This is a genomic window from Pseudomonas soli (genome assembly GCF_900110655.1).
GTDB lineage: Bacteria > Pseudomonadota > Gammaproteobacteria > Pseudomonadales > Pseudomonadaceae > Aquipseudomonas > Aquipseudomonas soli.
Window position 1 is genome coordinate 306,897 of record NZ_FOEQ01000007.1, and the last position, 22,184, is coordinate 329,080.

The window sequence follows — 22,184 nt, forward strand, 5'->3', positions numbered from 1 at the left end:
CATGAATGCCTGGACCGTAATCGTCGATCATCCGCCGTTCTTCCATACCTTGGCCGCAGTGCTGGGGTTGCTGGTGGGCAGTTTTCTCAATGTGCTGGCGTACCGGCTGCCGATCATGCTCGAGCGCCAATGGCAGCGGGAGGCGCAGGAGGTGCTGGGGCTGCCGCAGGCCGAGCATGAGCGCTTCGACCTGTGCCTGCCGGCTTCGCGCTGCCCGCACTGCCAACGCCAGATCCGCGCCTGGGAAAATATTCCGCTGCTGAGTTACCTGGCCCTGCGCGGGCGGTGCGCCGGGTGCAAGGCGCGGATCAGCGTGCGTTATCCCCTGGTGGAGTTGGGCAGCGCCCTGCTCTCGCTGTTGGTGGCCTGGCATTTCGGGCCGGGTGTCGAGGCGCTGGGAGTAATGCTGCTGACCTGGGGGCTGATCGCCTTGAGCCTGATCGATGCCGAGCACCAGTTGCTGCCGGATGTGCTGGTGCTGCCGCTGTTGTGGCTGGGGTTGATCGTCAACGCCTTCGGGCTGCTGGTGCCGCTGAGCGATGCGCTGTGGGGCGCGGTGGCGGGCTACCTGAGTTTGTGGTCGGTGTACTGGGTCTTCAAGCTGATCACCGGCAAGGAGGGCATGGGCTTCGGCGACTTCAAGCTGCTGGCCATGCTCGGTGCCTGGGGCGGCTGGCAGATCCTGCCGCTGACCTTGATGCTGGCGTCCTTGGTGGGGGCGCTGATCGGGCTGACGCTGGTGCGTTTCAAGCGCACGCAAATGGGCGCGGCATTGCCTTTCGGGCCTTATCTGGCCATTGCGGGGTGGATCGCATTGCTCTGGGGTGATGAAATAGTCGCCTCATACCTGCAACTGCTTGGAACCTGATGAGCACAGCGCCCTTCACACCCTGGATTCTTGGCCTTACCGGCGGCATCGGCAGCGGCAAGAGCGCCGCCGCCGAGCGTTTCGTCGAACTGGGCGTGCACCTGGTCGATGCCGACCAGGCCGCGCGCTGGGTCGTCGAGCCGGGGCGCCCTGCCCTGGCCAGCATCGTCGAGCGCTTTGGCGCAGGCGTGCTGCAGGCGGACGGCCAGCTCGACCGTGGCGCCCTGCGCCAGCTGATCTTCGCCGACCCGAGCCAACGGCAATGGCTGGAACAACTGCTGCACCCGCTGATCGGCCAGGAGATCTTCAGCTACCTGGCCAAGGCCGAGACACCCTATGCGGTGTACGTTTCGCCGCTGTTGATCGAGTCGGGGCAGCACCAGAAGACCCAGCGCATCCTGGTGATCGACGCGCCGACCGAGTTGCAGGTGCAACGCACCTTGGCCCGCGACAACACCAGCGCGGAACAGGTGCAGGCGATTCTCAAGGCCCAGCTGGCCCGGGAAGAGCGCCTGCGCCATGCCGATGACGTGGTGGTCAACGATCGTGACCTGCAATCGCTGCACGACGAGATCGACCGCCTGCACCACTTTTACCTGACTTTACGAGGAGGCCAGCCATGAGCCAGCCGATGACCGTTGATTGCCCGACCTGCGGGGCGCCCGTGGAATGGGGCGAGCAGAGCCCGTTCCGGCCGTTCTGCTCAGACCGCTGCAAGTTGATCGACCTGGGCGCCTGGGCGGCCGAGGAGCACAAGATCGCCGGGGCGGAGGAGTCCGAGGACGAATTGTATTCGGGGGATCTGGAGCCGCGGCACTAAGCAGGGTTCGGTGGTGTGGATGCCCCGCGATCACCGGCAAAGCCGGTGCCATTCACATCACTTCTCTTCATCCTTCCACGGGGCCTGCAGATAGCGGCTGCGGTTGAAGGTCTCCAGCCACTCCGGGCAGAACACCACCAGCGCACTGATCACCGTGCCGTTGATAAATGCCTCGGGGAACATCATCAGCCATAGGTAGCCAACGAAGTCGCTGAGCCATTCCGGCATGGCGAAACGCTCGTCCATCCACAGCAACCCCAGCCCTGCCATCAGGCACAGCAACACCGTCAACGCCGCCGGGAAGAACCCGCAACAGAAGATGTAGACGAACAGGTTACGCGGCTGGGCGCGCTCGACCAGGATCGCGCACACCTCGGTGACCAGCACCGGCAGGCCGACGATCAGCAGGCCGTTGACGCCGATGGCGGCAAGGTCCTGCCGGCCCATCAACAACAGGCCGAGCTGGGCGAGAAAGCCGCCGAGCACAGCCAATGGCCAGTCCAGCAGCAAGGTGACGGCGGTCATGCCGATGAAGTGGTACGACACCCCGGTATCGAAGTCGCGGCGCACCAGCCAGAGTATGAACAGGCAAAACACCGTGCCGAACAGCAGGTGCTGGCGGCGGGTATCGGTGAACAGCTCGACCCAGCGGGTGCGGCTGGCGGCCCAGATCAGCAGGGGCACGTAACCTATCCAGCCAAGGGTAAGGCTGGTGCTGGACAAGACTTGTGCACTGATCACCTGAACAATATCCCTGTCGGCCATGTGGACAAGCCTGAGTCTACACCCATTCTCCCTTTCAGCCTGTTGCTATAGGCTGGCACCTCCTTTCGATGCAGGACGCATCCGCCATGCCTGAAGGACTTAACCTGCCGCTGCTGCTCGGCGCGGCGTTCAGCGCCATCGCCGGCGTGCTGCACCTGGCGGTGATCGCCATTGGCCCGCGCTGGTACCGCTTGTTCGGCGCCGGCGAGCGCATGGCCAGGGCGGCGGAGCAAGGCCGCGCCTACCCGGCCCTGGTCACCGCAGCGATCGCAGCAATATTGCTCGTCTGGTCGGCCTATGCCTTGTCGGCGGCTGGGCTGATGCGCCCATTGCCCTTGCTGTTGCCGGTGATCTGCCTGATCACCCTGGTGTACCTGGCGCGCGGCCTGCTGGGGCCGCTGGTGCTGGCCGGCACCGGGCGCAGCCGGCGGTTTATCGCGGTCAGTTCGGCCATTTGCCTGGGCGGCGGGCTGCGGCATCTGCTGGGGGTGGTGCAGCAATGGCTGGTGCTGGGCTGATTCCTACGCACAAACAGCATCTTACCGTCATCAATTAGCGACTAAGCTTGTCCCCATGGATGACTCAGACTACCTCCGCCTGCTTACCATCCAGGCCGAGCAAGCCAATGCGTTCCTGTCCAATGCCCGCAAATGGGAGCGCGAGCGTTGGGTCTGCCAGCGCCTGCTGCAAGGGCTGAACATCCCCTACCGCAGCGAGGACTTCACCCCGGCCGGGCAAGAGCCGCCGGACGTGCTGTTCCGCGACGCGGCGTTCGAGGTGTTCTTCGTGCTCGACGAGGGCCGCCGGCTCAACGACGAATGGCGCGAGGAGCTGCAACGGCGGCGCAGCGCCTTCTCCCTGGCCCAGCTGGTGCGCCGTGAGCAACGGCCCCGGCGCATCAGTGCCCAGGAGCTGCTGGCGCGCCTGGCGCCGACCCTGCGCAAGAAGTCGCACAACTACCGCGAGCGCGGGCTGGACCTGAGCGAGCTGGACATCATCGCCTTCGCCAGCCTCAAGCGCGAGGTGCTCGACCTCAACAGCCATTTCCCACCGCCCACCGAGTACCTGCGCCAGGGCTGGCGGTCGTTGTCGCTGGTGGGGCCGACCTTCGCCCGGGTGCTGTTCGCCCACCCGGACGCGCCGGATTTCCTGCGCGGCAACCTGGGGCGCAGCATCGTGTTCGACGTAGGCATCAGTCTTTGATCCAGTGCCGGGTGTCTTTGCGATCACGTACACTCGGCGCCAGGGATAGAAAGCATTATCATTCGACCCATGCGTTTGCGTGAACGCTGTGGCGTACACGCAGTCACGAACGTCTATCTGACGAGGCCCACCATGACCAGCCGCCTGAATCCTGAAGATCAGCGTCGCGTCGATGAGTATCTGAGCGCCCCCCAGCATCAAGTCGAGCGCCGGCCCTTCCGGCCGTGGCTGCTCCTGCTGCTGGTGGTGGCCGTGACCATCGGTCTGGGCCTGTTGAGCCGCCTGCTGAGTGGACTGGTGCTATGAGCTGCCTTGCGCTCGCCCGCCCCTCATGCCGGATGCGGCCGGACCTTGTGTCCACGAATTCCGTAAAACTTGTGAGATATCCCCATGACTCATCGCATCGTGATTGTCGGCGGCGGCGCCGGCGGCCTGGAACTGGCGACCCGCCTGGGTAAAAGCCTGGGCAAGCGCAAACAGGCCGAGATCACCCTGGTTGATGCCAACCTGACGCACATCTGGAAGCCACTGCTGCACGAAGTGGCGGCCGGCTCGCTGAACTCCTCGGAAGATGAACTGAACTACGTGGCCCAGGCCAAGTGGAACCACTTCAACTTCCAGATGGGACGCATGAGCGGCCTGGACCGCGAAAACAAGATGATTCAATTGGCCGCGACCCTCGACGACGAGGGCCGTGAGCTGCTGCCTGCGCGCACCATCGGCTACGACACCCTGGTGATCGCCGTGGGCAGCAACACCAACGACTTCGGCACCCTGGGGGCGGCGCAGCACTGCCTGTTCCTCGACAGCCGCAAGCAGGCCGAGCGCTTCCACCAGCAACTGCTCAACCACTATCTGCGTGCGCACGCCGGAGATGTGGCCAGCGAGCAGATCAGCGTGGCCATCGTCGGCGCCGGTGCCACCGGCGTGGAGCTGGCGGCCGAGCTGCACAACGCCGCCCATGAGCTGGCAGCCTACGGCCTGGACAAGATCCAGCCCAAAGACATGCACATCACCATCATCGAAGCCGGCCCACGGGTATTGCCGGCGCTGCCGGAGCGCATCAGCGTGCCGGTGCACAAGACCCTGGAAAAACTCGGGGTGACGGTGATGACCAACGCCGCGGTCAGCGAAGTGACCGCCGATGGCCTGAAGACTGCCTCGGGCGAAGTGATCCAGGCCAGCCTCAAGGTCTGGGCGGCGGGCATTCGCGCGCCGGGCTTCCTCAAGGATATCGACGGCCTGGAGACCAACCGCATCAACCAGCTGGTGGTGCGCCCGACCCTGCAGACCACCCTGGACGACAACATCTTCGCCTTCGGCGACTGCGCCGCTTGCCCGCAACCGGGCACCGACCGCAACGTGCCGCCACGGGCCCAGGCCGCGCACCAGCAGGCCTCGCTGCTGGCCAAGAGCCTCAAGCTGCGCCTGGAGAACAAGGCGCTGCCGACCTACGAGTACAAGGACTATGGCTCGCTGGTATCGCTGTCGCGCTTCTCGGCGGTGGGTAACCTGATGGGCAACCTGATGGGCAGCGTCAAGCTGGAGGGCTGGCTGGCGCGGATGTTCTATGTGTCGCTGTACCGGATGCACCAGATGGCGCTGTACGGGACCTTCCGCACCTTGATGCTGATGCTGGGCAGCAAGATTGGCCGGGGCACCGAGCCGCGCCTGAAGCTGCACTGAGGCTTCAAGATCCTAGGGCTGCTTTGCAGCCCTTTCGCTGCGGTTCGTCGCCACGACAAGCCAGCTCCCACAAGGATGCGCGCTCCTGTGGGAGCTGGCTTGCCAGCGATGACCTTGACTCGATTTATCTGACCACGCGATACGTACTCTGCACGAACCCACTCTCGTAACTGGTCGTTCTCATGTGCTGCAACAGCACATCCTTCGCCAACTCGCCGAACAACGGTATCCCCTGCCCCAGCAGCACGGGGATGCGGGTGATGGTCAGCTCGTCCACCAACCCCTCACGCAAGAACCCCTGAATCAGCTTGCCGCCATCCAGGTAAAGGCTCTTTGCGCCCGTGGCCTGAAGGTGTTCGAGCAAAGCCGGGATCGGCCCCGGGTGCAACTCGACGCACTCTGATACGCCCTGGGGCAGTGCTTTGAGGGTGCTGCTGACCACTACCACTCGCGCATCCGGATACGGCCACTCGCCAAAGGTCATGACCTTGTCGAAGGTGCCACGCCCCATTACCAAGGTATCGACGCCGGCCATGAAACCGGCGTAGCCATGGTCGTCAGCAGACTGGGTGGCCCCTAACAACCAATCGAGGCCGCCATCTTCACGGGCGATGTAGCCATCCAAGCTGGTGGCGATGAAAACACTGGCTTTGAGTGGCATGCGCGGCACTCCTGCGGGCAAAGGCCACAGGGTAGCAAAGGGCGGGGATATAAATCTCGGACAAAGAAAAAGGGCACCTCTTTCGAGATGCCCTCTTTACATGGTGGGTCGTGTAGGATTCGAACCTACGACCAATTGGTTAAAAGCCAACTGCTCTACCAACTGAGCTAACGACCCTGAAAATGGTCGGGGTGAGGGGATTCGAACTCCTGACATCCTGCTCCCAAAGCAGGCGCGCTACCGGACTGCGCTACACCCCGAGATTGGCTCCGCGACCTGGACTCGAACCAGGGACCCAATGATTAACAGTCATTTGCTCTACCGACTGAGCTATCGCGGAACTGAACTTCGGTACATCTTTACTGCTTCGAAGCCTGTGTTAGCTTCGATCTCTTTGGCTATCCGCTTTCGCGTTGTCGCTGCTGAGGCCGGCTATTCTACATTCTTCGTTTTGCTTGTCAACCACTTTTTTTCGTTCAACTTACTGATTTGTAAGTTATTTTCAGATCGTCGGTGTTGCTGGCGATCTGCTCAGTGCCTGACAGCGGGGCGAATATTAGGGGCACTCTGATTTTTGTGCAAGCACTTTTTTCAAAATTTTCAGCAAGTTAGCTAGGAAGCCGGAAAATCAGGGGTTTGCGCTGCCTGTACCGGCCTTATCGCGGGGCAAGCCCGCTCCCACGCATTGGGTGCTTTCTGGCGCAGATCGGCGTGGGAGCGGGCTTGCCCCGCGATAAAGCCGGACAGCACACATAAAAAAGCCCCGCTTACGCGGGGCTCTTCGTTTACTGCAGGTCAGCCAAAGACGATCTCGTCGCCCTCGACCTTCGCGGTGATCGCCGCACCCGGCAGGAACTCGCCCGCCAGGATCAACTGCGCCAGCGGGTTCTCGATCCAGCGCTGGATCGCACGCTTCAATGGCCGTGCGCCATACACCGGGTCGTAACCGACGGCGATCAGCTTGTCCAACGCCTCCGGGCTCAGGCTCAGCGACAGCTCGCGCTCGGCCAGGCGACCACGCAGGCGGCCAAGCTGGATCTCGGTGATACCGGCAATCTGCTCGCGGCCCAGCGGTTCGAACACCACCACTTCGTCGATGCGGTTGATGAACTCCGGACGGAAGTGCGCGCCCACCGCATCCATCACCGCCGCACGCTGTGCCTCGCGGTCACCGGCCAGTTCCTGGATCTGCGCCGAGCCCAGGTTGGAGGTCATCACGATCACGGTGTTGCGGAAGTCCACGGTGCGGCCGTGGCTGTCGGTCAGGCGGCCATCTTCCAGCACCTGCAGCAGCACGTTGAACACATCCGGGTGAGCTTTCTCCACCTCGTCGAGCAGCACCACCGAGTACGGCTTGCGGCGCACGGCCTCGGTCAGGTAACCGCCCTCTTCATAGCCCACATACCCTGGCGGGGCACCGATCAGACGCGCCACGGAGTGTTTCTCCATGAACTCGGACATATCGATGCGCACCATGGCCTCTTCGGTATCGAAGAGGAACTCGGCCAGCGCCTTGCACAGTTCGGTCTTGCCCACCCCGGTGGGCCCGAGGAACAGGAACGAGCCACTTGGGCGGTTCGGGTCTGACAGCCCAGCGCGGGAACGGCGCACGGCGTTGGCCACGGCGGTCACCGCCTCGTCCTGGCCGATCACCCGTTCGTGCAGCAGGCTTTCCATCTTCAGCAGCTTCTCACGCTCGCCTTCGAGCATCTTCGCCACCGGGATGCCGGTCCACTTGGACACTACTTCGGCAATCTCTTCCTCGGTGACCTTGTTGCGCAACAGCTGGTTGTCGGTCTTGCCGTGCTGGTCGACCATCTGCAGGCTGCGCTCCAGGTCCGGGATCACCCCGTACTGCAGCTCGGCCATGCGGCTAAGGTCGCCCTTGCGGCGCGCGGCTTCCAGTTCCTGGCGGGCCTGCTCGATCTTTTGCTGGATCTGCGCCGAACCTTGCACCTCGGCCTTTTCCGAGGCCCAGATCTCTTCGAGGTCGGAGTACTCGCGCTCCAGGCGCTCGATTTCTTCGGTCAGTTTCTCCAGGCGCTTCTTCGCCGCTTCGTCTTCTTCCTTCTTCAGCGCCTGGGATTCCACCTTCAGCTGGATCAGACGACGGTCGAGGCGGTCGAGCACCTCCGGCTTGGAGTCGATCTCCATGCGGATGCGGCTCGCGGCTTCGTCGATCAGGTCGATGGCCTTGTCCGGCAGCTGGCGGTCGGTGATGTAACGGTGGCTGAGCTTGGCCGCGGCAATGATCGCGCCGTCGGTGATGGCCACCTTGTGGTGCACTTCATAGCGCTCTTTCAGGCCGCGCAGGATGGCGATGGTGTCTTCCTCGCTCGGCTCCTCGACCAACACCTTCTGGAAGCGGCGCTCCAGCGCGGCATCCTTCTCGATGAACTGGCGGTACTCGTTGAGCGTGGTGGCGCCGACGCAGTGCAGTTCGCCACGGGCCAGGGCCGGCTTGAGCATGTTGCCGGCGTCCATGGCGCCCTCGCCTTTACCGGCGCCGACCATGGTATGCAGCTCATCGATGAACAGGATGATCTGGCCTTCCTGCTTGCTCAGTTCGTTGAGCAGGCCTTTGAGGCGCTCTTCGAACTCGCCGCGGTACTTGGCGCCAGCAATCAACGCGCCCATGTCCAGCGCCAGCAGGCGCTTGCCCTTGAGGCCGTCGGGCACTTCACCGTTGATGATGCGCTGGGCCAGGCCTTCGGCGATGGCGGTCTTGCCGACGCCGGGCTCGCCGATCAATACCGGGTTGTTCTTGGTACGGCGTTGCAGCACCTGGATGGTGCGGCGAATCTCGTCGTCACGGCCGATCACCGGGTCGAGCTTGCCTTCCTCGGCACGCTTGGTGAGGTCGACGGTGTACTTGTCCAGGGCCTGGCGCGATTCCTCGGCGTTGGCGTCGTTCACCGCCGTGCCGCCGCGCAGGTTGTTGATGGCGTTTTCCAGGGCCTTCTTGCTCACGCCCTGGCCGAGCAGCAGTTTGCCGACCTTGCTGTTCTCGTCCATGGCGGCAAGCAGCACCAGCTCGCTGGAGATGAACTGGTCGCCCTTCTGCTGGGCCAGGCGGTCGGCCTGGTTGAGCAGGCGCGCCAGGTCCTGGGACATGTTCACGTCGCCGGTGGGGTTCTGGATTTTCGGCAGCTGGTCGAGCTCTTTGGTCAGCGCCTTGCGCAGGCTGTTGACGTCGAAGCCGACCTGCATCAGCAGCGGCTTGATCGAGCCGCCCTGCTGGTCAATCAGCGCCTGCAGCAGGTGCAGGGGCTCGATGGCCGGGTGGTCCATGCCCACGGCCAGGGATTGGGAATCGGATAACGCGAGTTGCAGCTTGCTGGTCAGTCGGTCTATTCGCATGGGGGATACCTTCCTTTAAAGGGCAGGCGGAGCGATGGACAGCACCTGTAATGATGAACCTGCCTGAGATGACCAATAGATAAGGGTGATTCTGGAAGATTCAAGCGTAGCGGGGTTGACGGAAGTCAGCAGGGTGGTGATGGGATTGATATTGCCGGGGCTGCTGCGCAGCCCAATCGCCGGCAAGCCGGCTCCCACAGGGGCAGTACAGACTTTGGCATGTGGGAGCTGGCTTGCCAGCGATTGGGCCGCGAAGCGGCCCCAGGCTTAGCGAGGGCTGAGCCACACCAGCGAAGCGAAGCGCCCACCCTGCGGGGTACGGCGATAGGAGAAGAACCGCGGGTCGCTGACCGTGCAGAAGCCACCACCATAAACAGCAGTCACTCCACGCGCCGCCAGGCGAATCCGCGCCAGCTGGTAGATATCGGCCATCAGCTTGCCCGGCCGCTCGCCGTCGACGAACGCCGCGGCTGCCTCGGGATGCACGGCGGTAAAGGCATCGCGCACTTCCATGCCCACCTCGAACGCCTGCGGCCCGATGGCCGGGCCCAGCCATACCAGCACTTCTTCGGGTGGCAGGGCCAGGCGATCGAGGGTGGCTTCCAGCACGCCACCGGCCAGCCCGCGCCAGCCGGCATGGGCGGCGGCCACGCGGGTACCGGCGCGGTCGCAGAACAGGGCGGGCAGGCAATCGGCGGTCATCACGGTGCAGGCGATGCCCGGCTGGTCGGTCCAGCTGGCATCGGCCTCGGCGACCACGGCGGGGTCGGCATCGGCCACCACCAGGCCGTGCACCTGCTTGAGCCAGGCGGGCTGGATGGCGAATTCTTCGCTGAGGCGACGACGGTTCTCGGCAACTGCAGCGGGGTCATCGCCCACATGGTCGCCAAGATTGAAGGATTCATAGGGCGGCAGGCTGACGCCGCCCTCGCGGGTGGTGACACAGGCGCGGACCGAGGCCGGGGCCGGCCAGTCGGGAATGATCAGCGCCTGCGTCAGGCCACTCATCCGATAAAGCTCTCGCGATCGTCGTTGAGCAGCGACAGCAGCCAGAGGAAGTCGTCCGGCAGCGGCGAGGCCCATTCCATGCGCTCACCGGTGGTCGGGTGATCCAGGGCCAGGAAGCGGGCGTGCAGGGCCTGGCGCGGGAAGTTCTTCACCGCCTCGACCATGGCCACGCTGGCAGCCGGCGGAATGCGGAAGCGCACGCCGTAGGTCTGGTCGCCGACCAGCGGATAACCGACATGCGCCATGTGCACGCGGATCTGGTGGGTGCGGCCGGTTTCCAGCTTGACCCGCACATGGGTGTGCGAGCGGAAGCGCTTGAGCACGCGGTAGTGGCTGACTGCCGGCTTGCCGCCGTCGGTGACCGCCATGCGCTGGCGCTCGCCGCCGTGGCGGCCGATCGGGGCGTCGATCTTGCCACCGGCGATCACCACGCCGACCACGATGCACTCGTAGATGCGGCTGACCGAGCGCTTCTGCAACTGGTCGACCAGGTTGGTCTGCGCCTGCAGGGTCTTGGCCACCACCATCAGGCCCGTGGTGTCCTTGTCCAGGCGGTGCACGATACCGGCGCGCGGTACGTTGATGATGTCTGGCACATGGTGCAGCAGGGCATTGAGCAGGGTGCCGTCGGGGTGGCCCGCCGCCGGGTGGACCACCAGCCCGGCCGGCTTGTTGATCACCAGGATCTGGTCATCTTCATAGACGATGTCCAGCTCGATGTCCTGAGCCACCCATTCGCCCTGGGCCTCCTGCTCGGCCTCGAGAGCCAGGATGGAGCCGGTGTGGACGGTGTCGCGCGGCCGCAGCACCGCGCCATCGACGGTCAGGCGGCCATCTTTGATCCACGAGGACAGGCGCGAACGCGAGTACTCGGCGAACAATTGGGCGGCGACCTGGTCGAGGCGTTGGCCGCCCAGTTCGGACGGGACCTCTGCGCTAAGTTGAATGATCTCGGACATGCTCGAATCGACGGGCGTTCAGCCTTTGGTTTCGGCTGCGCGCTTGTGGTTAAATACGGCTTCTTTTGCCCCGGGGTTTGCCGGGGGCGCTCATCATAACAGGACGGCACCGCCCAAGACAGCGGCCGTCAAAGGGACGCAAGCCGCCATGCAAGTGAAACACCTGCTGCTGATCGCCATCCTCGGGCTCACCGCTGCCTGTTCCTCGAACAAGGAAGTCATTGACGAGAACCTCAGCGAGGCCGAACTGTACCAGCAGGCGCAGGCCGACCTGGACAACTCCAGCTATACCAGCGCCGTGAACAAGCTCAAGGCCCTGGAGTCGCGCTACCCGTTCGGCCGCTACGCCGACCAGGCCCAGCTCGAGCTGATCTACGCCAACTACAAGAACTCCGAGCCCGAGGCCGCCAAGTCGGCTGCCGAGCGTTTCATCCGCCTGCACCCGCAGCACCCGAACGTCGACTACGCCTACTACCTCAAGGGCCTGACCTCGTTCGACCAGGACCGCGGCCTGCTGGCGCGCTTCCTGCCGCTGGACATGACCAAGCGTGACCCGGGCGCCGCCCGCGACTCGTACAACGAGTTCGCCCAGCTGACCAGCCGCTTCCCCAACAGCCGCTACGCCCCGGACGCCAAGCAGCGCATGATCTACCTGCGCAACCTGCTGGCCTCCTACGAAATCCACGTGGCCAACTACTACCTGAGCCGCGAGGCCTATGTAGCCGCCGCCAACCGTGGCCGCTACGTGGTGGAGAACTTCCAGGAAACCCCATCGGTGGGTGACGGCCTGGCGGTGATGGTCGAGTCGTACCAGCGCATGCACCTGGACGAGCTGGCCGCCACCAGCCTCGAGACCCTCAAGCTCAACTACCCGGACCACCCGAGCCTGGTCGATGGCCAGTTCGTCACCAAAGTCGACGAAAACGGCAACCGCTCGTGGCTGTCCAAGGCCACTCTGGGCCTGATCGAAACCAAGGCCCCACTGCCGCCGGGCGAAACCCGCGCCAACCAGGACGTGGTCAAGCAGTTCCAGGACGCCCGCTCCGAGATGCCCGAAGAGCTGCTCCCCAAGGACGAGAACGGCGACCCGATCCTGCCGGAAGGTCCGAAGGAAGCCGACAAGGACCGCAGCTGGTTCAGCTACATGACTTTCGGTCTGTTCGACTGATACGTCACATGCGCAGAAAGGGAGGCCCGAGGCCTCCCTTTTTTATTGGCCGCGTCCTAGACTGTCGCCTTCTTAATTCGACAAGCTGGACACCATGGTTCGCCTACTTTTCTGGATCGCCCTGATCGCCGCCGCGTTCTGGCTGTGGCGCAAGTTCAAGACCAGTCAGCAATCACCTGCCGAACCGCGCCTGCAGGACCCGCTACAGATGGTGCGCTGTGCCCATTGCGGCGTGCACCTGCCCAATGACCGGGCGTTGCAGCTGGGCAAGGAGTGGTATTGCAGCCAGCAGCATCTGGAGCAAGGGCCGGGGCAACAGCGCTGAGTTGCGTTGTGGGAGCGGGCTTGCCCCGCTCCCACGCCCGCTCGTCATCACTGTTGTGTCTCAGCCCAGACGCCCCTCAGGCGCATACGGCGCCGGATCGATGATCGGCGCACGCCCCAGCAGCAGGTCGCTGAACAGCTGGCAAGACGCCGGCGCCAGCACCAGCCCGTTGCGGTAATGGCCGCAGTTCAGCCACAACCCCGCATGCCCCGGCACTGCACCAATGTAAGGGATGCCTTCCGGCGACCCAGGGCGCAGGCCAGCCCAGTGCCCCACCACCTCGGCATCCGCCAGCGCCGGCAGCAGTTCCACCGCCGAAGCCTTCAGACTCTCGAGCGCATCACCGGTCGGCGTCTTGTCGTAACCGGCATGCTCCAGGGTGCTGCCGACCAGGATATGCCCGTCGCGGCGCGGGATCGCGTAGCGTCCCTTGGCCAGGACCATGCTCGGCAGGAAGTCCTCGGCGCACTTGAACAGGATCATCTGCCCTTTCACCGGCTCCACCGGCAGCCTCAGGCCCAATGTCTGCAGCAGATCGCCGCTCCAGGCACCGGCACTGAGCACCACCTCGTCGGCAGCCAGCACGCCCTGCTCGGTGTGCACCCCGGCGACACGCCCGCCCTCATGGAGGAAACCGCTGATCTGGCAATGCTCGCGCAGGGTCACGTTGGGCAGCGCCAGCAGCGCGGCCTTGAGCGACTTCACCAGGCGCGGGTTGCGTACGTTGGCCACGCCCGCCATGTAGATGGCACGGCGGTAGCCTGGCCCGAGCACTGGCACCGCGTCGTAGGCAGCCGAGATATCCACGGCGCTGAGCGGCCGCTGCTCACGGGCCGCCCAGGCCAGGGCCTCGGCTTCGTCGTCCAGGTCCAGCCAGTACAGCCCGGTGGTGTGCACCTGCGGGTCGATGCCGGTGCTGGCGAACAGGCGCTCGCCCAGCTGTGGATAGAAATCCTGCGACCAATGCGCCAGCGCCGTTACCGCCGGGCTATAGCGCCAGGGGTACAACGGCGAGACGATGCCGCCACCGGCCCAGGACGACTCACGCCCTACCTCGCCCTGGTCGCACACCACCACCTGGTCGACATCCGCCGCCAGGTTCAACGCCGTCAGCAGGCCGATGACGCCACCGCCGACAATCACTACTTGCTTGCTCATCGTTCGATCCAACACCTGAAGTAATTCCACGGTGCACGGGCACCTCTTGATCTTCAGCTTCCCCAGCACGCCTGCTCGTCTGCGCTGCCGCCCGGATTGTCACGCACGCCAGCGTGATCGAGGCGGAAGTCGCCACAGCGGTCGTCGGCCATGAACGTCTCCGTCACACGGCGCGCAAGCAGTGTGAAAGCGTCTTCGTCGCGCTGCGCCTGCAGGCGGTAGTAGCGGCTGCCAGCCGGCAATAGCGTGACAAGCTGCTCGCTGTCGGCATAGCCGCCGACATGCGCGCGATGCTGTTCCAGGCGCAACGCCGCGTCCTGCAGCAGCCCGACCACCTCGCTGCGCGCGGCACGGCGTAGCTGGTCGCTGTAACTGGGGTAGGCAATGGCTGCCAGCATGCCGATCAGCGCCACGACAATCAATAATTCGATCAGACCAAGACCCCGCTGCATGTCAGCTCTCCTCCAGGCGTTGGCGCCAGCTGATGCGTCCGATATTGCCCTGCCCGTCCACGGCATACACCGCTTCCAGGAACTGCCGGCCGCGCACCTGGCGGCTCAGCGCCGTGATCCGCACGAGGTTGACCCGCTGCTCCGGCGGCAGGCCGACGGCACGGCGTGTCTGCCCCAGATGCTGGAGCAGGACATAGCCACTGTCGGTGGTTCGCCACGGCGCGGCAGGTGAGGCCGTCGGCAGTGCAGGTGGCAGGCAGTCAAGGCACAGCGCAGGCAAGCCACCTGGCAGCAACGCGGCGCCTTCCACCAGGCTGGCTTCGGCCTGTTCGAAAGCCTGCGCCCTGCGCCATTGTTCGCCGACCTGCCGCGCCTGCAGCAAGGCTTCGCGCATGCCCAGCGCGGTCAGCAGGCCAAGCAGCAGGCTGAGGCTCAGGGCCAGCAACAGCACCACGCCACGCTGGCGGCTCATGCGTCATCCCCTGGATTGCGCACGGCCACGCTCAGGGCATGGCGCTGCTCCAGCCGATGCTTGCGGTCCTGCATGAGCAACTCGATATCGACGCGACCGTCGCCATGACGCACCCGCAGGGCCCGGACATTGTCGACCAGGCTGGCATGCTGGGCGTTGCTGGTGAACATCAGGCTGCCATTGCGTACGCGGTAGGTAACCCGGCGCACCGGCAAGGCCAGCAGGGCATCGCCAGGCACATGCTGGCCACGCAGGACCTGCGCCCAACTGCGACAGTCGGTGAGCACGGTCCAGTCCGGCGCGCCGAGCAATCCCGGCAGCTCGGCGCCTACCAGCGTGAGGCTGTCAGCGTTGGCCTCGATCGGCCTGGCGAACGCTAGCGCAGCCTGCGGATCGGTGAAGTCCGCCGCTTCCAGGCGCAGGCAGCCAAACATGCCCGCCATGCGGATGTCCTCGGCCAGGCGCTGCAGGACCAGGCGCGCATCATCCTGCAGCCTCGCCGCCGCGCCTTGTAGCCGCCAGGCCTGATAGGCCTGGCCGAACAACTGGCTCGCCGTCACCAGCAACAACGCCCCCAGGGCCACGGCCAGCAACACCTCGACCAGCCCGGCGCCTGCTTGCCCGCGTTTCATGGCAGCACCCTGCCCTGCAACTGCAAGGGCGGGCGCCCTTCAGCCTGGGCCGGCCAGCTCACCCGCAGCTCCAGCATGCCGGCGTGGCGCCTGATCAGCCCCTGCGCCGAGGTGCCAAGCACCTGGGTGACCCGCGAGCGCCAGGCACTCTCCTCCCCCGCTTCGAGCGTGCCGCTGGCCCTCACCCGCTCGAACATGCCCTGGGCCAGCTGCAACGCCTGACCGTCACGCAGGGCGCTCTCGGCCGCCTGCATGCCACGCACCTGCAAGGCCGCCGCGGCGAACACCCCAAGCGCCAGCACCGTCATCGCCAGCAGCACCTCCAGCAGCGTCATCCCACCTTCCTTCGCCCACATCGCCACCCTCCTGGGATCTTTCCTCGCCGTCTGCCCGAACCGCCTGACTGGCGCCTCGCGCGGCCAGGCCGGAAGCTACAGCGAAGCACTTCCAGGGAGGAATGCACGGTGAGGCAACAAGGCGTAACACTGCTACAAATGATGTGCGCACTGACAATTGGCAGCCTGCTGACACACCTGGGGATAACGGCCTACGCCAGGCTAGGCGAAACCCTGCAACTGGCCGCCGCAGCCCGGGAACTGGCGCAGGCACTGCGCGCTGCGCGCAACCAGGCCGCGCTGCAACAGCTGGCGCTGACGGTTCATCCACTGCAAGGTGACTGGGGCAAGGGTTGGCGTGTGTCGCAGGAACACGACGGCCAGGTGTTGCGCGAACATCGCCTGGCCAAGCCCGTAAAGGTAGTGGCCAGTTCTGCGCGGGAGGTGCGCTTCAGCAAGCGTGGCGCACCGATAGGGGAAGGCTTTGTCGGTATCACGCTGGACATCTGCCAGCGCAGCGGGCCTGGCAGCCAGCATCAGGTGGTGCTGAGCCCCAGTGGCCGGGTCAGCCTGCGCAGCGACGAGGGCCGCCGCTGTGCAGGTGACTGAGTCAGATCAGCGAGCGAACCCGCAGTTCCTTGGGCATCGAGAAGGTAATGTTCTCTTCGCGGCCGTCGAGCTCTTCGGCGCCGGTGGCGCCCCAGGCCTTGAGCTGCTCGATCACGCCACGCACCAGCACCTCGGGCGCCGAGGCACCGGCGGTGATACCGATACGCTCGGCACCATCGAACCAGCTGCGTTGCAGGTCCTCGGCACCGTCGATCAGGTAGGCCGGCGTGCTCATGCGCTCGGCCAACTCGCGCAGGCGGTTGGAGTTGGAGCTGTTGGGGCTGCCGACCACCAGTACCACGTCACACTCGTCGGCCAGTTGCTTGACGGCGTCCTGGCGGTTCTGCGTGGCGTAGCAGATGTCGTCCTTGCGCGGGCCGCCGATGTTCGGGAAGCGCGCGCGCAGGGCGTCGATCACCCGGCTGGTGTCGTCCATCGACAGTGTGGTCTGGGTGACGAAGGCCAGGTGGTCAGGGTCATTCACCTGCAGCTGGGCAACATCGTCCTCGTCCTCGACGAGGTAGATGGCGCCGCCGTTGCTGGCGTCGTACTGACCCATGGTGCCTTCGACTTCCGGGTGCCCTTCGTGGCCGATGAGAATGGTCTCACGGCCATCACGGCTGTACTTGGCCACCTCGATATGCACCTTGGTCACCAGCGGGCAGGTGGCGTCGAACACTTTCAGGCCACGGCCGGCGGCTTCCTGGCGCACGGCCTGGGAAACGCCATGGGCGCTGAAGATGACGATGACGTCGTCCGGCACCTGGTCCAGCTCTTCGACGAACACCGCGCCACGGTTACGCAAGTCTTCGACCACGAACTTGTTGTGCACCACTTCGTGGCGCACGTAGATCGGCGGGCCGAAGACTTCCAGAGCGCGGTTGACGATCTCGATCGCACGGTCGACCCCGGCGCAGAAGCCGCGCGGGTTGGCGAGTTTGATTTGCATGCTCGACTCCAGGCTCACACGGCCTTCACGTCGAGGATCTGCACCTCGAAGTTCAGGGTCTTGCCAGCCAGTGGATGGTTGAAATCGATGGTCACCTGGTTGTCGTCGAACGCTTTGACCACACCCGGCAGCTCGGTGTTGGCGGCATCGTTGAAGATCACCAGCAGCCCTTCGGACAGCTCCATGCCTTCGAACTGCGAGCGCGACATCACCTGTACGTTCTGCGGGTTGTGCTGGCCGAAGGCGTTCTCCGGGGCAATGCTCAGCTTGCGCTGGTCACCGGCCTTGAAGCCGAACAGAGCGTTTTCGAAGCCCGGCAGCAGGTTGCCGTCACCCACCTTGAACGTGGCCGGGGCCTTGTCGAAAGTGCTGTCGACGGTGTCGCCGTTTTCCAGGTGCAGCGCGAAGTGCAGGGTGACTTCGGTGTTCTGGCCGATACGGGTCTCAGTCATGGACGGCTTCCTCGGACTTCTTGCTCTTGAACATATCCAGCGCCAGCATCACCGCGCCCACGGTAATGGCGCTGTCGGCCAGGTTGAAGGCCGGGAAGTAGTGGCGGTTCTGCCAGTGCACCAGGATGAAATCGACCACATGGCCAAGCACCACGCGGTCGTACAGGTTGCCCAATGCACCGCCCAGCACCAGCGCCAGGGCCACGGCCAGCCAGGTCTCGTTGCGCCCCAGGCGCTTGAGCCAGACCACCAGCACGGCGCTGACCACCACGGCGATCAGCGCGAACAGCCAGCGCTGCCAGCCGGAGCTGTCGGCCAGGAAGCTGAACGCCGCGCCGGTGTTGTAGGCCAGGGTCCAGCTGAAGTAGTCGGGGATGACCACGATCTGCTGGTACAGGCTCAGCGCGCCCTCGAAGTAGACCTTGGTGGCCTGGTCGAGGACCAGCACCACCAGGCTCAGCCAGAGCCAGGCAAGGCGCCCAAAGCGCCCCGCGGAAGCATTAGGCATAGTGGCGCACCTCACCGGAACCGCTCAGGTTATCGACGCAACGGCCACAGATTTCCGGATGCTCCGGATGGCTGCCCACATCGGCGCGGAAGTGCCAGCAACGGCCGCACTTGACATGGCCAGACTTGACGACCTTCAGCTTGAGCCCTTCGACCTCGGTTGTCACGGCATCGGCCGGAGCCTGGACGAACGGCACCACGCTGGCGGCCGAGGTGATCAGCACGAAGCGCAGCTCATCGCCGAGCTTGTTCAGGTCGGCGGTCAGGCCCTCTTCGGCGAACAGGGTGACCTCGGCCTGCAGGTTGCCGCCGATGACCTTGGCGGTACGCTGGTTCTCCAGCTCCTTGTTGACTGCGGCCTTGACCGCCATCACACGGTCCCAGTAGGCACGGTCCAGCTCGGCGTCGGCCGGCAGCTCCGTCAGGCCCTGGTACCAGGTGTTGAGCATCACCGACTCGTTGCGCTCGCCCGGCAGGTACTGCCAGATCTCGTCGGCGGTGAACGCCAGGATCGGCGCTATCCAGCGCACCAGCGCCTCGCTGATGTGGTACAGCGCGGTCTGGCAGGAGCGGCGGGCGACACTGTTCACGCCGGTGGTGTACTGGCGATCCTTGATGATGTCGAGGTAGAAGCCACCGAGCTCCTGCACGCAGAAGTTGTGGATCTTCGAGTAGACGTTCCAGAAACGGTACTCGCCGTAGTGCTCTTCCAGCTCGCGCTGCAGCAGCAGGGTGCGGTCGACCGCCCAACGGTCCAGGGCCAGCATGTCCTCGGCCGGCAACAGGTCGCGGGCCGGATCGAAGCCGGACAGGTTGGAAAGCAGGAAGCGCGCGGTGTTGCGGATGCGGCGGTAGGCATCGGCGCTGCGCTGCAGGATCTGCTCGGAGACGGCCATCTCGCCCGAGTAGTCGGTGGCGGACACCCACAGGCGCAGGATGTCGGCACCCAGGGTGTTATTGACCTTTTCCGGCTCGATGGTGTTGCCCAGCGACTTGGACATCTTGCGGCCGTTCTCGTCCACGGTGAAGCCGTGGGTCAGCAGCTCGCGGTAAGGCGCGTGGCCGTCGATGGCGCAGCCGGTCAGCAAGGAAGAGTGGAACCAGCCGCGGTGCTGGTCGGAACCTTCCAGGTACAGGTCGGCGCGCGGGCCGGTGGCGTGGCCGATATCGTGGGAACCACGCAGCACGTGCCAATGGGTGGTACCCGAGTCGAACCAGACGTCGAGGGTATCGGAAATCTTGTCGTACTGGCCGGCTTCATCGCCCAGCAGCTCAGCGGCATCCAGCTTGAACCAGGCTTCGATGCCCTGCTGTTCGACGCGCTTGGCCACTTCCTCCATCAGTTCGACGGTACGTGGGTGCAATTCGCCGGTCTGCTTGTCCAGGAAAAACGGGATCGGCACGCCCCAGTTGCGCTGACGCGAGATGCACCAGTCCGGGCGGTTGGCGATCATCGAGTGCAGGCGCGCCTGGCCCCAGGCCGGAACGAACTTGGTCTCTTCGATGGCCTTGAGCGAGCGCTCGCGCAGGTTGTCGCCGCTGGTGGGCTGCTTGTCCATGCCGACGAACCACTGCGCGGTGGCGCGATAGATCAGCGGGGTCTTGTGCCGCCAGCAGTGCATGTAGCTGTGGCTGATGGTTTCGGTGTGCATCAGCGCGCCGACTTCGCTGAGTTTGTCGACGATGGCCGGGTTGGCCTTCCAGATGAACTGGCCGCCGAAGAACGGCAGCGACTCGACGTACACACCGTTGCTCTGCACCGGGGTGAGAATGTCGTCGTTGACCATGCCGTAGCGCTTGCAGGTAACGAAGTCGTCTTCACCGTAGGCGGGCGAGGAATGCACCACGCCTGTACCGGCGCCCAGCTCGACGTATTCGGCCAGGTAGATCGGCGACAGGCGATCGTAGAACGGGTGACGGAAGTTGATCAGCTCGAGGGCCGAACCCGGGGCGGTGGCGATGACCGAACCTTCCAGCGCATAGCGCTTCAGGCACGACTCGACCAGCTCCTCGGCCAGTACCAGCAGGCGCTCGCCGGTGTCGACCAGGGCGTAGGTGAAGTCCGGGTGGATGTTCAGCGCCTGGTTGGCCGGGATGGTCCACGGGGTGGTGGTCCAGATCACGATGGCGGCGGGCTTGGCCAGCGCGGCCAGGCCGAAGGCAGCGGCCAGCTTGGCCTCGTCGGCGACCGGGAAGGCGACGTCGATGGTCTGGGATTTCTTGTCGGCGTACTCGACTTCGGCTTCGGCCAGGGCCGAACCGCAATCGAAGCACCAGTTCACCGGCTTCAGGCCCTTGAACACGAAGCCTTGCTTGACCATCTCGGCCAGGGCGCGGATCTCGCCGGCCTCGTTGGCGAAGTTCATGGTCTTGTACGGGTTGTCCCAATCACCCAGCACGCCCAGGCGGATGAACTCGGTCTTCTGCCCCTCGATCTGCTCGGCGGCGTACTCGCGGCACAGCTCGCGGGTGCGGTCGGCGGTCAGGTGCTTGCCGTGGGTGACCTCGACCTTGTGCTCGATCGGCAGGCCGTGGCAGTCCCAGCCCGGTACATACGGGGCGTCGAAACCCGACAGGGTCTTCGAACGGACAATCATGTCCTTGAGAATCTTGTTCAGCGCATGACCGATATGGATCTTGCCGTTGGCATAGGGCGGACCGTCGTGCAGGACGAACTTCGGACGATCCTTGCCAATTTCGCGCAGCTTCTGGTACAGGCCAATGCTGTCCCAGCGCTGCAGGATCTGCGGTTCGCGCTGAGGCAGGCCGGCCTTCATGGGGAAGGCGGTGTCCGGAAGGTTAAGCGTGGCTTTGTAGTCGGTCATTTCAGGCTCTTCGTTAGCGGTTGAGCGTGCCAGTGGGCACGTGCGGCGGCGATGTCCGCGTCGATCGCCGACTTCAGCGCCTCCAGGGAGGCGAAACGCTGCTCTTCACGCAGCTTGTGGTGGAATTCCACCGTCAGGCGCCGGCCATAGAGGTCACCGGCGTAATCCAGGAGATGAATCTCCAGGTGAGGACGCCCGTCACCGGCGACGGTGGGGCGTACTCCGATATTGCCGACACCCGGCCACTGCTGGCCGTCGATCTCGATGCTGGCCAGGTAGACCCCGGACAGCGGCACGCGACGGCGCTTGAGCTGGATGTTGGCGGTAGGTGTGCCGAGCTGGCGGGCCAGCTTCTGGCCATGCAGCACGCGGCCGGTAATGCGGTACGGACGGCCCAGCAGGTGTTCGGCCAGCTCGAAGTTGCCCTCTGCCAGGGCCTTGCGCACTTCGGTGCTGCTGACCCGCAGGCCATCCTGGATGACGGTGTTGGCCGCCTCGACGCTGAAGCCATGGCGTTTGCCGGCTTCGGTGAGGAAAGCGAAATCACCGGCGCGGTCGCAGCCGAAACGGAAGTCATCGCCCACTTCGAGGTGGCGCACGCCCAGGCCATCGACCAGCACTGCCTTGACGAACTGCTCGGCGCTGAGCTGGCTCAGGCGCTGATTGAACGACAGGCACAGCACCCGATCGATGCCCTCCGCGGCCAGCAACTCGACCTTGTCACGCAGGCGCGCCAGGCGGGCCGGCGCGGTATCCGGGGCGAAATATTCGCGAGGCTGTGGCTCGAAGATCACCACGCAGGTGGGCAGGCCGAGTGCCTGGCCACGTTCGCGCAGGCGTGCGAGGATCGCCTGGTGGCCGCGGTGGACCCCGTCGAAGTTGCCAATGGTGGCGACACAGCCCCGGTGCTCGGGGCGCAGGTTGTGAAGACCTCGAACCAGCTGCATAACGCGCTTCTTGCTCATAAAGT

25 protein-coding genes and 3 tRNA genes are annotated in these 22,184 nt (G+C 64.8%); 10 read left to right on the plus strand and 18 right to left on the minus strand.

What is annotated here, in order from left to right; genetic code table 11:
• Position 1: 1 nt before the first annotated feature.
• From BMY03_RS17350 to yacG, 3 genes are read left to right on the plus strand one after another with little or no spacing between them, the layout of a single operon-like run.
• A complete protein-coding gene (locus tag BMY03_RS17350) occupies positions 2-868 on the plus strand; it encodes a prepilin peptidase (protein WP_094011762.1) in 867 nt (288 codons plus the stop codon).
• Entirely contained in the window at positions 868-1,491 is a 624-nt protein-coding gene (gene coaE / locus BMY03_RS17355; RefSeq protein WP_038706809.1) for a dephospho-CoA kinase, read from the plus strand. The genes BMY03_RS17350 and coaE overlap by 1 nt, the downstream gene beginning before the upstream one ends.
• On the plus strand, positions 1,488-1,688 hold the full coding sequence (gene yacG, locus BMY03_RS17360; RefSeq protein WP_046854173.1) for a DNA gyrase inhibitor YacG: 201 nt from the start codon (positions 1,488-1,490) through the stop codon (positions 1,686-1,688). Before coaE ends, yacG begins: the two co-directional genes overlap by 4 nt.
• Before the next feature lie 57 nt (positions 1,689-1,745).
• Here the strand turns inward: yacG and BMY03_RS17365 are convergent, their stop codons facing one another.
• A complete protein-coding gene (locus tag BMY03_RS17365; protein ID WP_023632865.1) occupies positions 1,746-2,453 on the minus strand; it encodes an energy-coupling factor ABC transporter permease in 708 nt (235 codons plus the stop codon).
• 86 nt (positions 2,454-2,539) lie between these two features.
• Between BMY03_RS17365 and BMY03_RS17370 the strand changes: the two genes are divergently transcribed.
• The 4 genes from BMY03_RS17370 (at position 2,540) to BMY03_RS17385 (ending at position 5,342) form a co-directional block, all read left to right on the plus strand.
• The gene (locus tag BMY03_RS17370; RefSeq protein ID WP_094011763.1) at positions 2,540-2,971 is read left to right on the plus strand and encodes a hypothetical protein; all 432 of its coding nucleotides are present in this window, start codon (positions 2,540-2,542) and stop codon (positions 2,969-2,971) included.
• Positions 2,972-3,026: 55 nt separating this feature from the next.
• Entirely contained in the window at positions 3,027-3,656 is a 630-nt protein-coding gene (locus tag BMY03_RS17375; protein WP_038706811.1) for a DUF1780 domain-containing protein, read from the plus strand.
• A gap of 132 nt (positions 3,657-3,788) precedes the next feature.
• Positions 3,789-3,962, plus strand: coding sequence for a DUF3094 family protein (locus tag BMY03_RS17380; RefSeq protein ID WP_023631877.1), 174 nt, complete (start codon positions 3,789-3,791; stop codon positions 3,960-3,962).
• Positions 3,963-4,046: 84 nt separating this feature from the next.
• Complete coding sequence (locus BMY03_RS17385) at positions 4,047-5,342, plus strand: NAD(P)/FAD-dependent oxidoreductase (protein ID WP_038706812.1); 1,296 nt, start codon at positions 4,047-4,049, stop codon at positions 5,340-5,342.
• A 124-nt stretch (positions 5,343-5,466) separates the two neighbouring features.
• Here BMY03_RS17385 and BMY03_RS17390 read toward each other — a convergent pair whose 3' ends face one another.
• From BMY03_RS17390 to rluD, 7 genes are all read right to left on the minus strand, one after another.
• Positions 5,467-6,003, minus strand: a complete 537-nt coding sequence (locus tag BMY03_RS17390; protein ID WP_094011764.1) for a dihydrofolate reductase family protein — start codon at positions 6,001-6,003, stop codon at positions 5,467-5,469.
• Positions 6,004-6,104: 101 nt separating this feature from the next.
• Positions 6,105-6,180, minus strand: a tRNA-Lys gene (locus BMY03_RS17395).
• Positions 6,181-6,186: 6 nt separating this feature from the next.
• Positions 6,187-6,263: transfer RNA gene (locus tag BMY03_RS17400), tRNA-Pro, on the minus strand.
• Positions 6,264-6,267: 4 nt separating this feature from the next.
• A tRNA-Asn gene (locus BMY03_RS17405) sits at positions 6,268-6,343 on the minus strand.
• A 455-nt stretch (positions 6,344-6,798) separates the two neighbouring features.
• On the minus strand, positions 6,799-9,363 hold the full coding sequence (gene clpB, locus BMY03_RS17410; RefSeq protein WP_094011765.1) for an ATP-dependent chaperone ClpB: 2,565 nt from the start codon (positions 9,361-9,363) through the stop codon (positions 6,799-6,801).
• Positions 9,364-9,630: 267 nt separating this feature from the next.
• On the minus strand, positions 9,631-10,371 hold the full coding sequence (pgeF, locus tag BMY03_RS17415) for a peptidoglycan editing factor PgeF (protein WP_094011766.1): 741 nt from the start codon (positions 10,369-10,371) through the stop codon (positions 9,631-9,633).
• On the minus strand, positions 10,368-11,330 hold the full coding sequence (rluD, locus tag BMY03_RS17420; protein WP_038706814.1) for a 23S rRNA pseudouridine(1911/1915/1917) synthase RluD: 963 nt from the start codon (positions 11,328-11,330) through the stop codon (positions 10,368-10,370). Before rluD ends, pgeF begins: the two co-directional genes overlap by 4 nt.
• Before the next feature lie 148 nt (positions 11,331-11,478).
• On the opposite strand from rluD, the gene BMY03_RS17425 reads away from it, so the two are divergent.
• A complete protein-coding gene (locus BMY03_RS17425; RefSeq protein ID WP_023632577.1) occupies positions 11,479-12,498 on the plus strand; it encodes an outer membrane protein assembly factor BamD in 1,020 nt (339 codons plus the stop codon).
• Between the two features lie 94 nt (positions 12,499-12,592).
• Complete coding sequence (locus BMY03_RS17430) at positions 12,593-12,823, plus strand: PP0621 family protein (RefSeq protein WP_023632576.1); 231 nt, start codon at positions 12,593-12,595, stop codon at positions 12,821-12,823.
• Between the two features lie 60 nt (positions 12,824-12,883).
• Here the strand turns inward: BMY03_RS17430 and thiO are convergent, their stop codons facing one another.
• From thiO to pilV, 5 genes are read right to left on the minus strand one after another with little or no spacing between them, the layout of a single operon-like run.
• Positions 12,884-13,981 carry a glycine oxidase ThiO gene (gene thiO, locus BMY03_RS17435; protein ID WP_094011767.1) on the minus strand — a complete coding sequence of 366 codons (1,098 nt, stop codon included), beginning with the start codon at positions 13,979-13,981 and terminating at the stop codon, positions 12,884-12,886.
• Positions 13,982-14,034: 53 nt separating this feature from the next.
• Positions 14,035-14,433, minus strand: coding sequence for a type IV pilin protein (locus BMY03_RS17440; protein WP_094011768.1), 399 nt, complete (start codon positions 14,431-14,433; stop codon positions 14,035-14,037).
• Position 14,434: 1 nt separating this feature from the next.
• Entirely contained in the window at positions 14,435-14,905 is a 471-nt protein-coding gene (locus BMY03_RS17445) for a hypothetical protein (protein ID WP_094011769.1), read from the minus strand.
• On the minus strand, positions 14,902-15,537 hold the full coding sequence (locus BMY03_RS17450) for a PilW family protein (RefSeq protein WP_094011770.1): 636 nt from the start codon (positions 15,535-15,537) through the stop codon (positions 14,902-14,904). Before BMY03_RS17450 ends, BMY03_RS17445 begins: the two co-directional genes overlap by 4 nt.
• Positions 15,534-15,893 (minus strand): type IV pilus modification protein PilV, encoded by a 360-nt coding sequence (gene pilV, locus BMY03_RS26765; RefSeq protein WP_143067559.1) that lies wholly within the window; start codon positions 15,891-15,893, stop codon positions 15,534-15,536. The genes BMY03_RS17450 and pilV overlap by 4 nt, the downstream gene beginning before the upstream one ends.
• A 138-nt stretch (positions 15,894-16,031) precedes the next feature.
• On the opposite strand from pilV, the gene BMY03_RS17460 reads away from it, so the two are divergent.
• Complete coding sequence (locus BMY03_RS17460) at positions 16,032-16,481, plus strand: GspH/FimT family protein (RefSeq protein WP_094011771.1); 450 nt, start codon at positions 16,032-16,034, stop codon at positions 16,479-16,481.
• 1 nt (position 16,482) lies between these two features.
• Here BMY03_RS17460 and ispH read toward each other — a convergent pair whose 3' ends face one another.
• The 5 genes from ispH to ribF are packed head-to-tail and all read right to left on the minus strand — an operon-like array spanning position 16,483 to position 22,161.
• Entirely contained in the window at positions 16,483-17,430 is a 948-nt protein-coding gene (ispH, locus tag BMY03_RS17465; protein WP_038706818.1) for a 4-hydroxy-3-methylbut-2-enyl diphosphate reductase, read from the minus strand.
• Between the two features lie 14 nt (positions 17,431-17,444).
• The gene (gene fkpB, locus BMY03_RS17470) at positions 17,445-17,882 is read right to left on the minus strand and encodes an FKBP-type peptidyl-prolyl cis-trans isomerase (protein WP_094011772.1); all 438 of its coding nucleotides are present in this window, start codon (positions 17,880-17,882) and stop codon (positions 17,445-17,447) included.
• A complete protein-coding gene (gene lspA, locus BMY03_RS17475; protein ID WP_023629752.1) occupies positions 17,875-18,390 on the minus strand; it encodes a signal peptidase II in 516 nt (171 codons plus the stop codon). Before lspA ends, fkpB begins: the two co-directional genes overlap by 8 nt.
• A complete protein-coding gene (ileS, locus tag BMY03_RS17480; RefSeq protein WP_094011773.1) occupies positions 18,383-21,214 on the minus strand; it encodes an isoleucine--tRNA ligase in 2,832 nt (943 codons plus the stop codon). The genes lspA and ileS overlap by 8 nt, the downstream gene beginning before the upstream one ends.
• Positions 21,211-22,161: a bifunctional riboflavin kinase/FAD synthetase gene (ribF, locus tag BMY03_RS17485; protein WP_094011774.1), complete on the minus strand. Its 951-nt coding sequence runs from the start codon at positions 22,159-22,161 to the stop codon at positions 21,211-21,213. The genes ileS and ribF overlap by 4 nt, the downstream gene beginning before the upstream one ends.
• Positions 22,162-22,184: the final 23 nt, after the last annotated feature.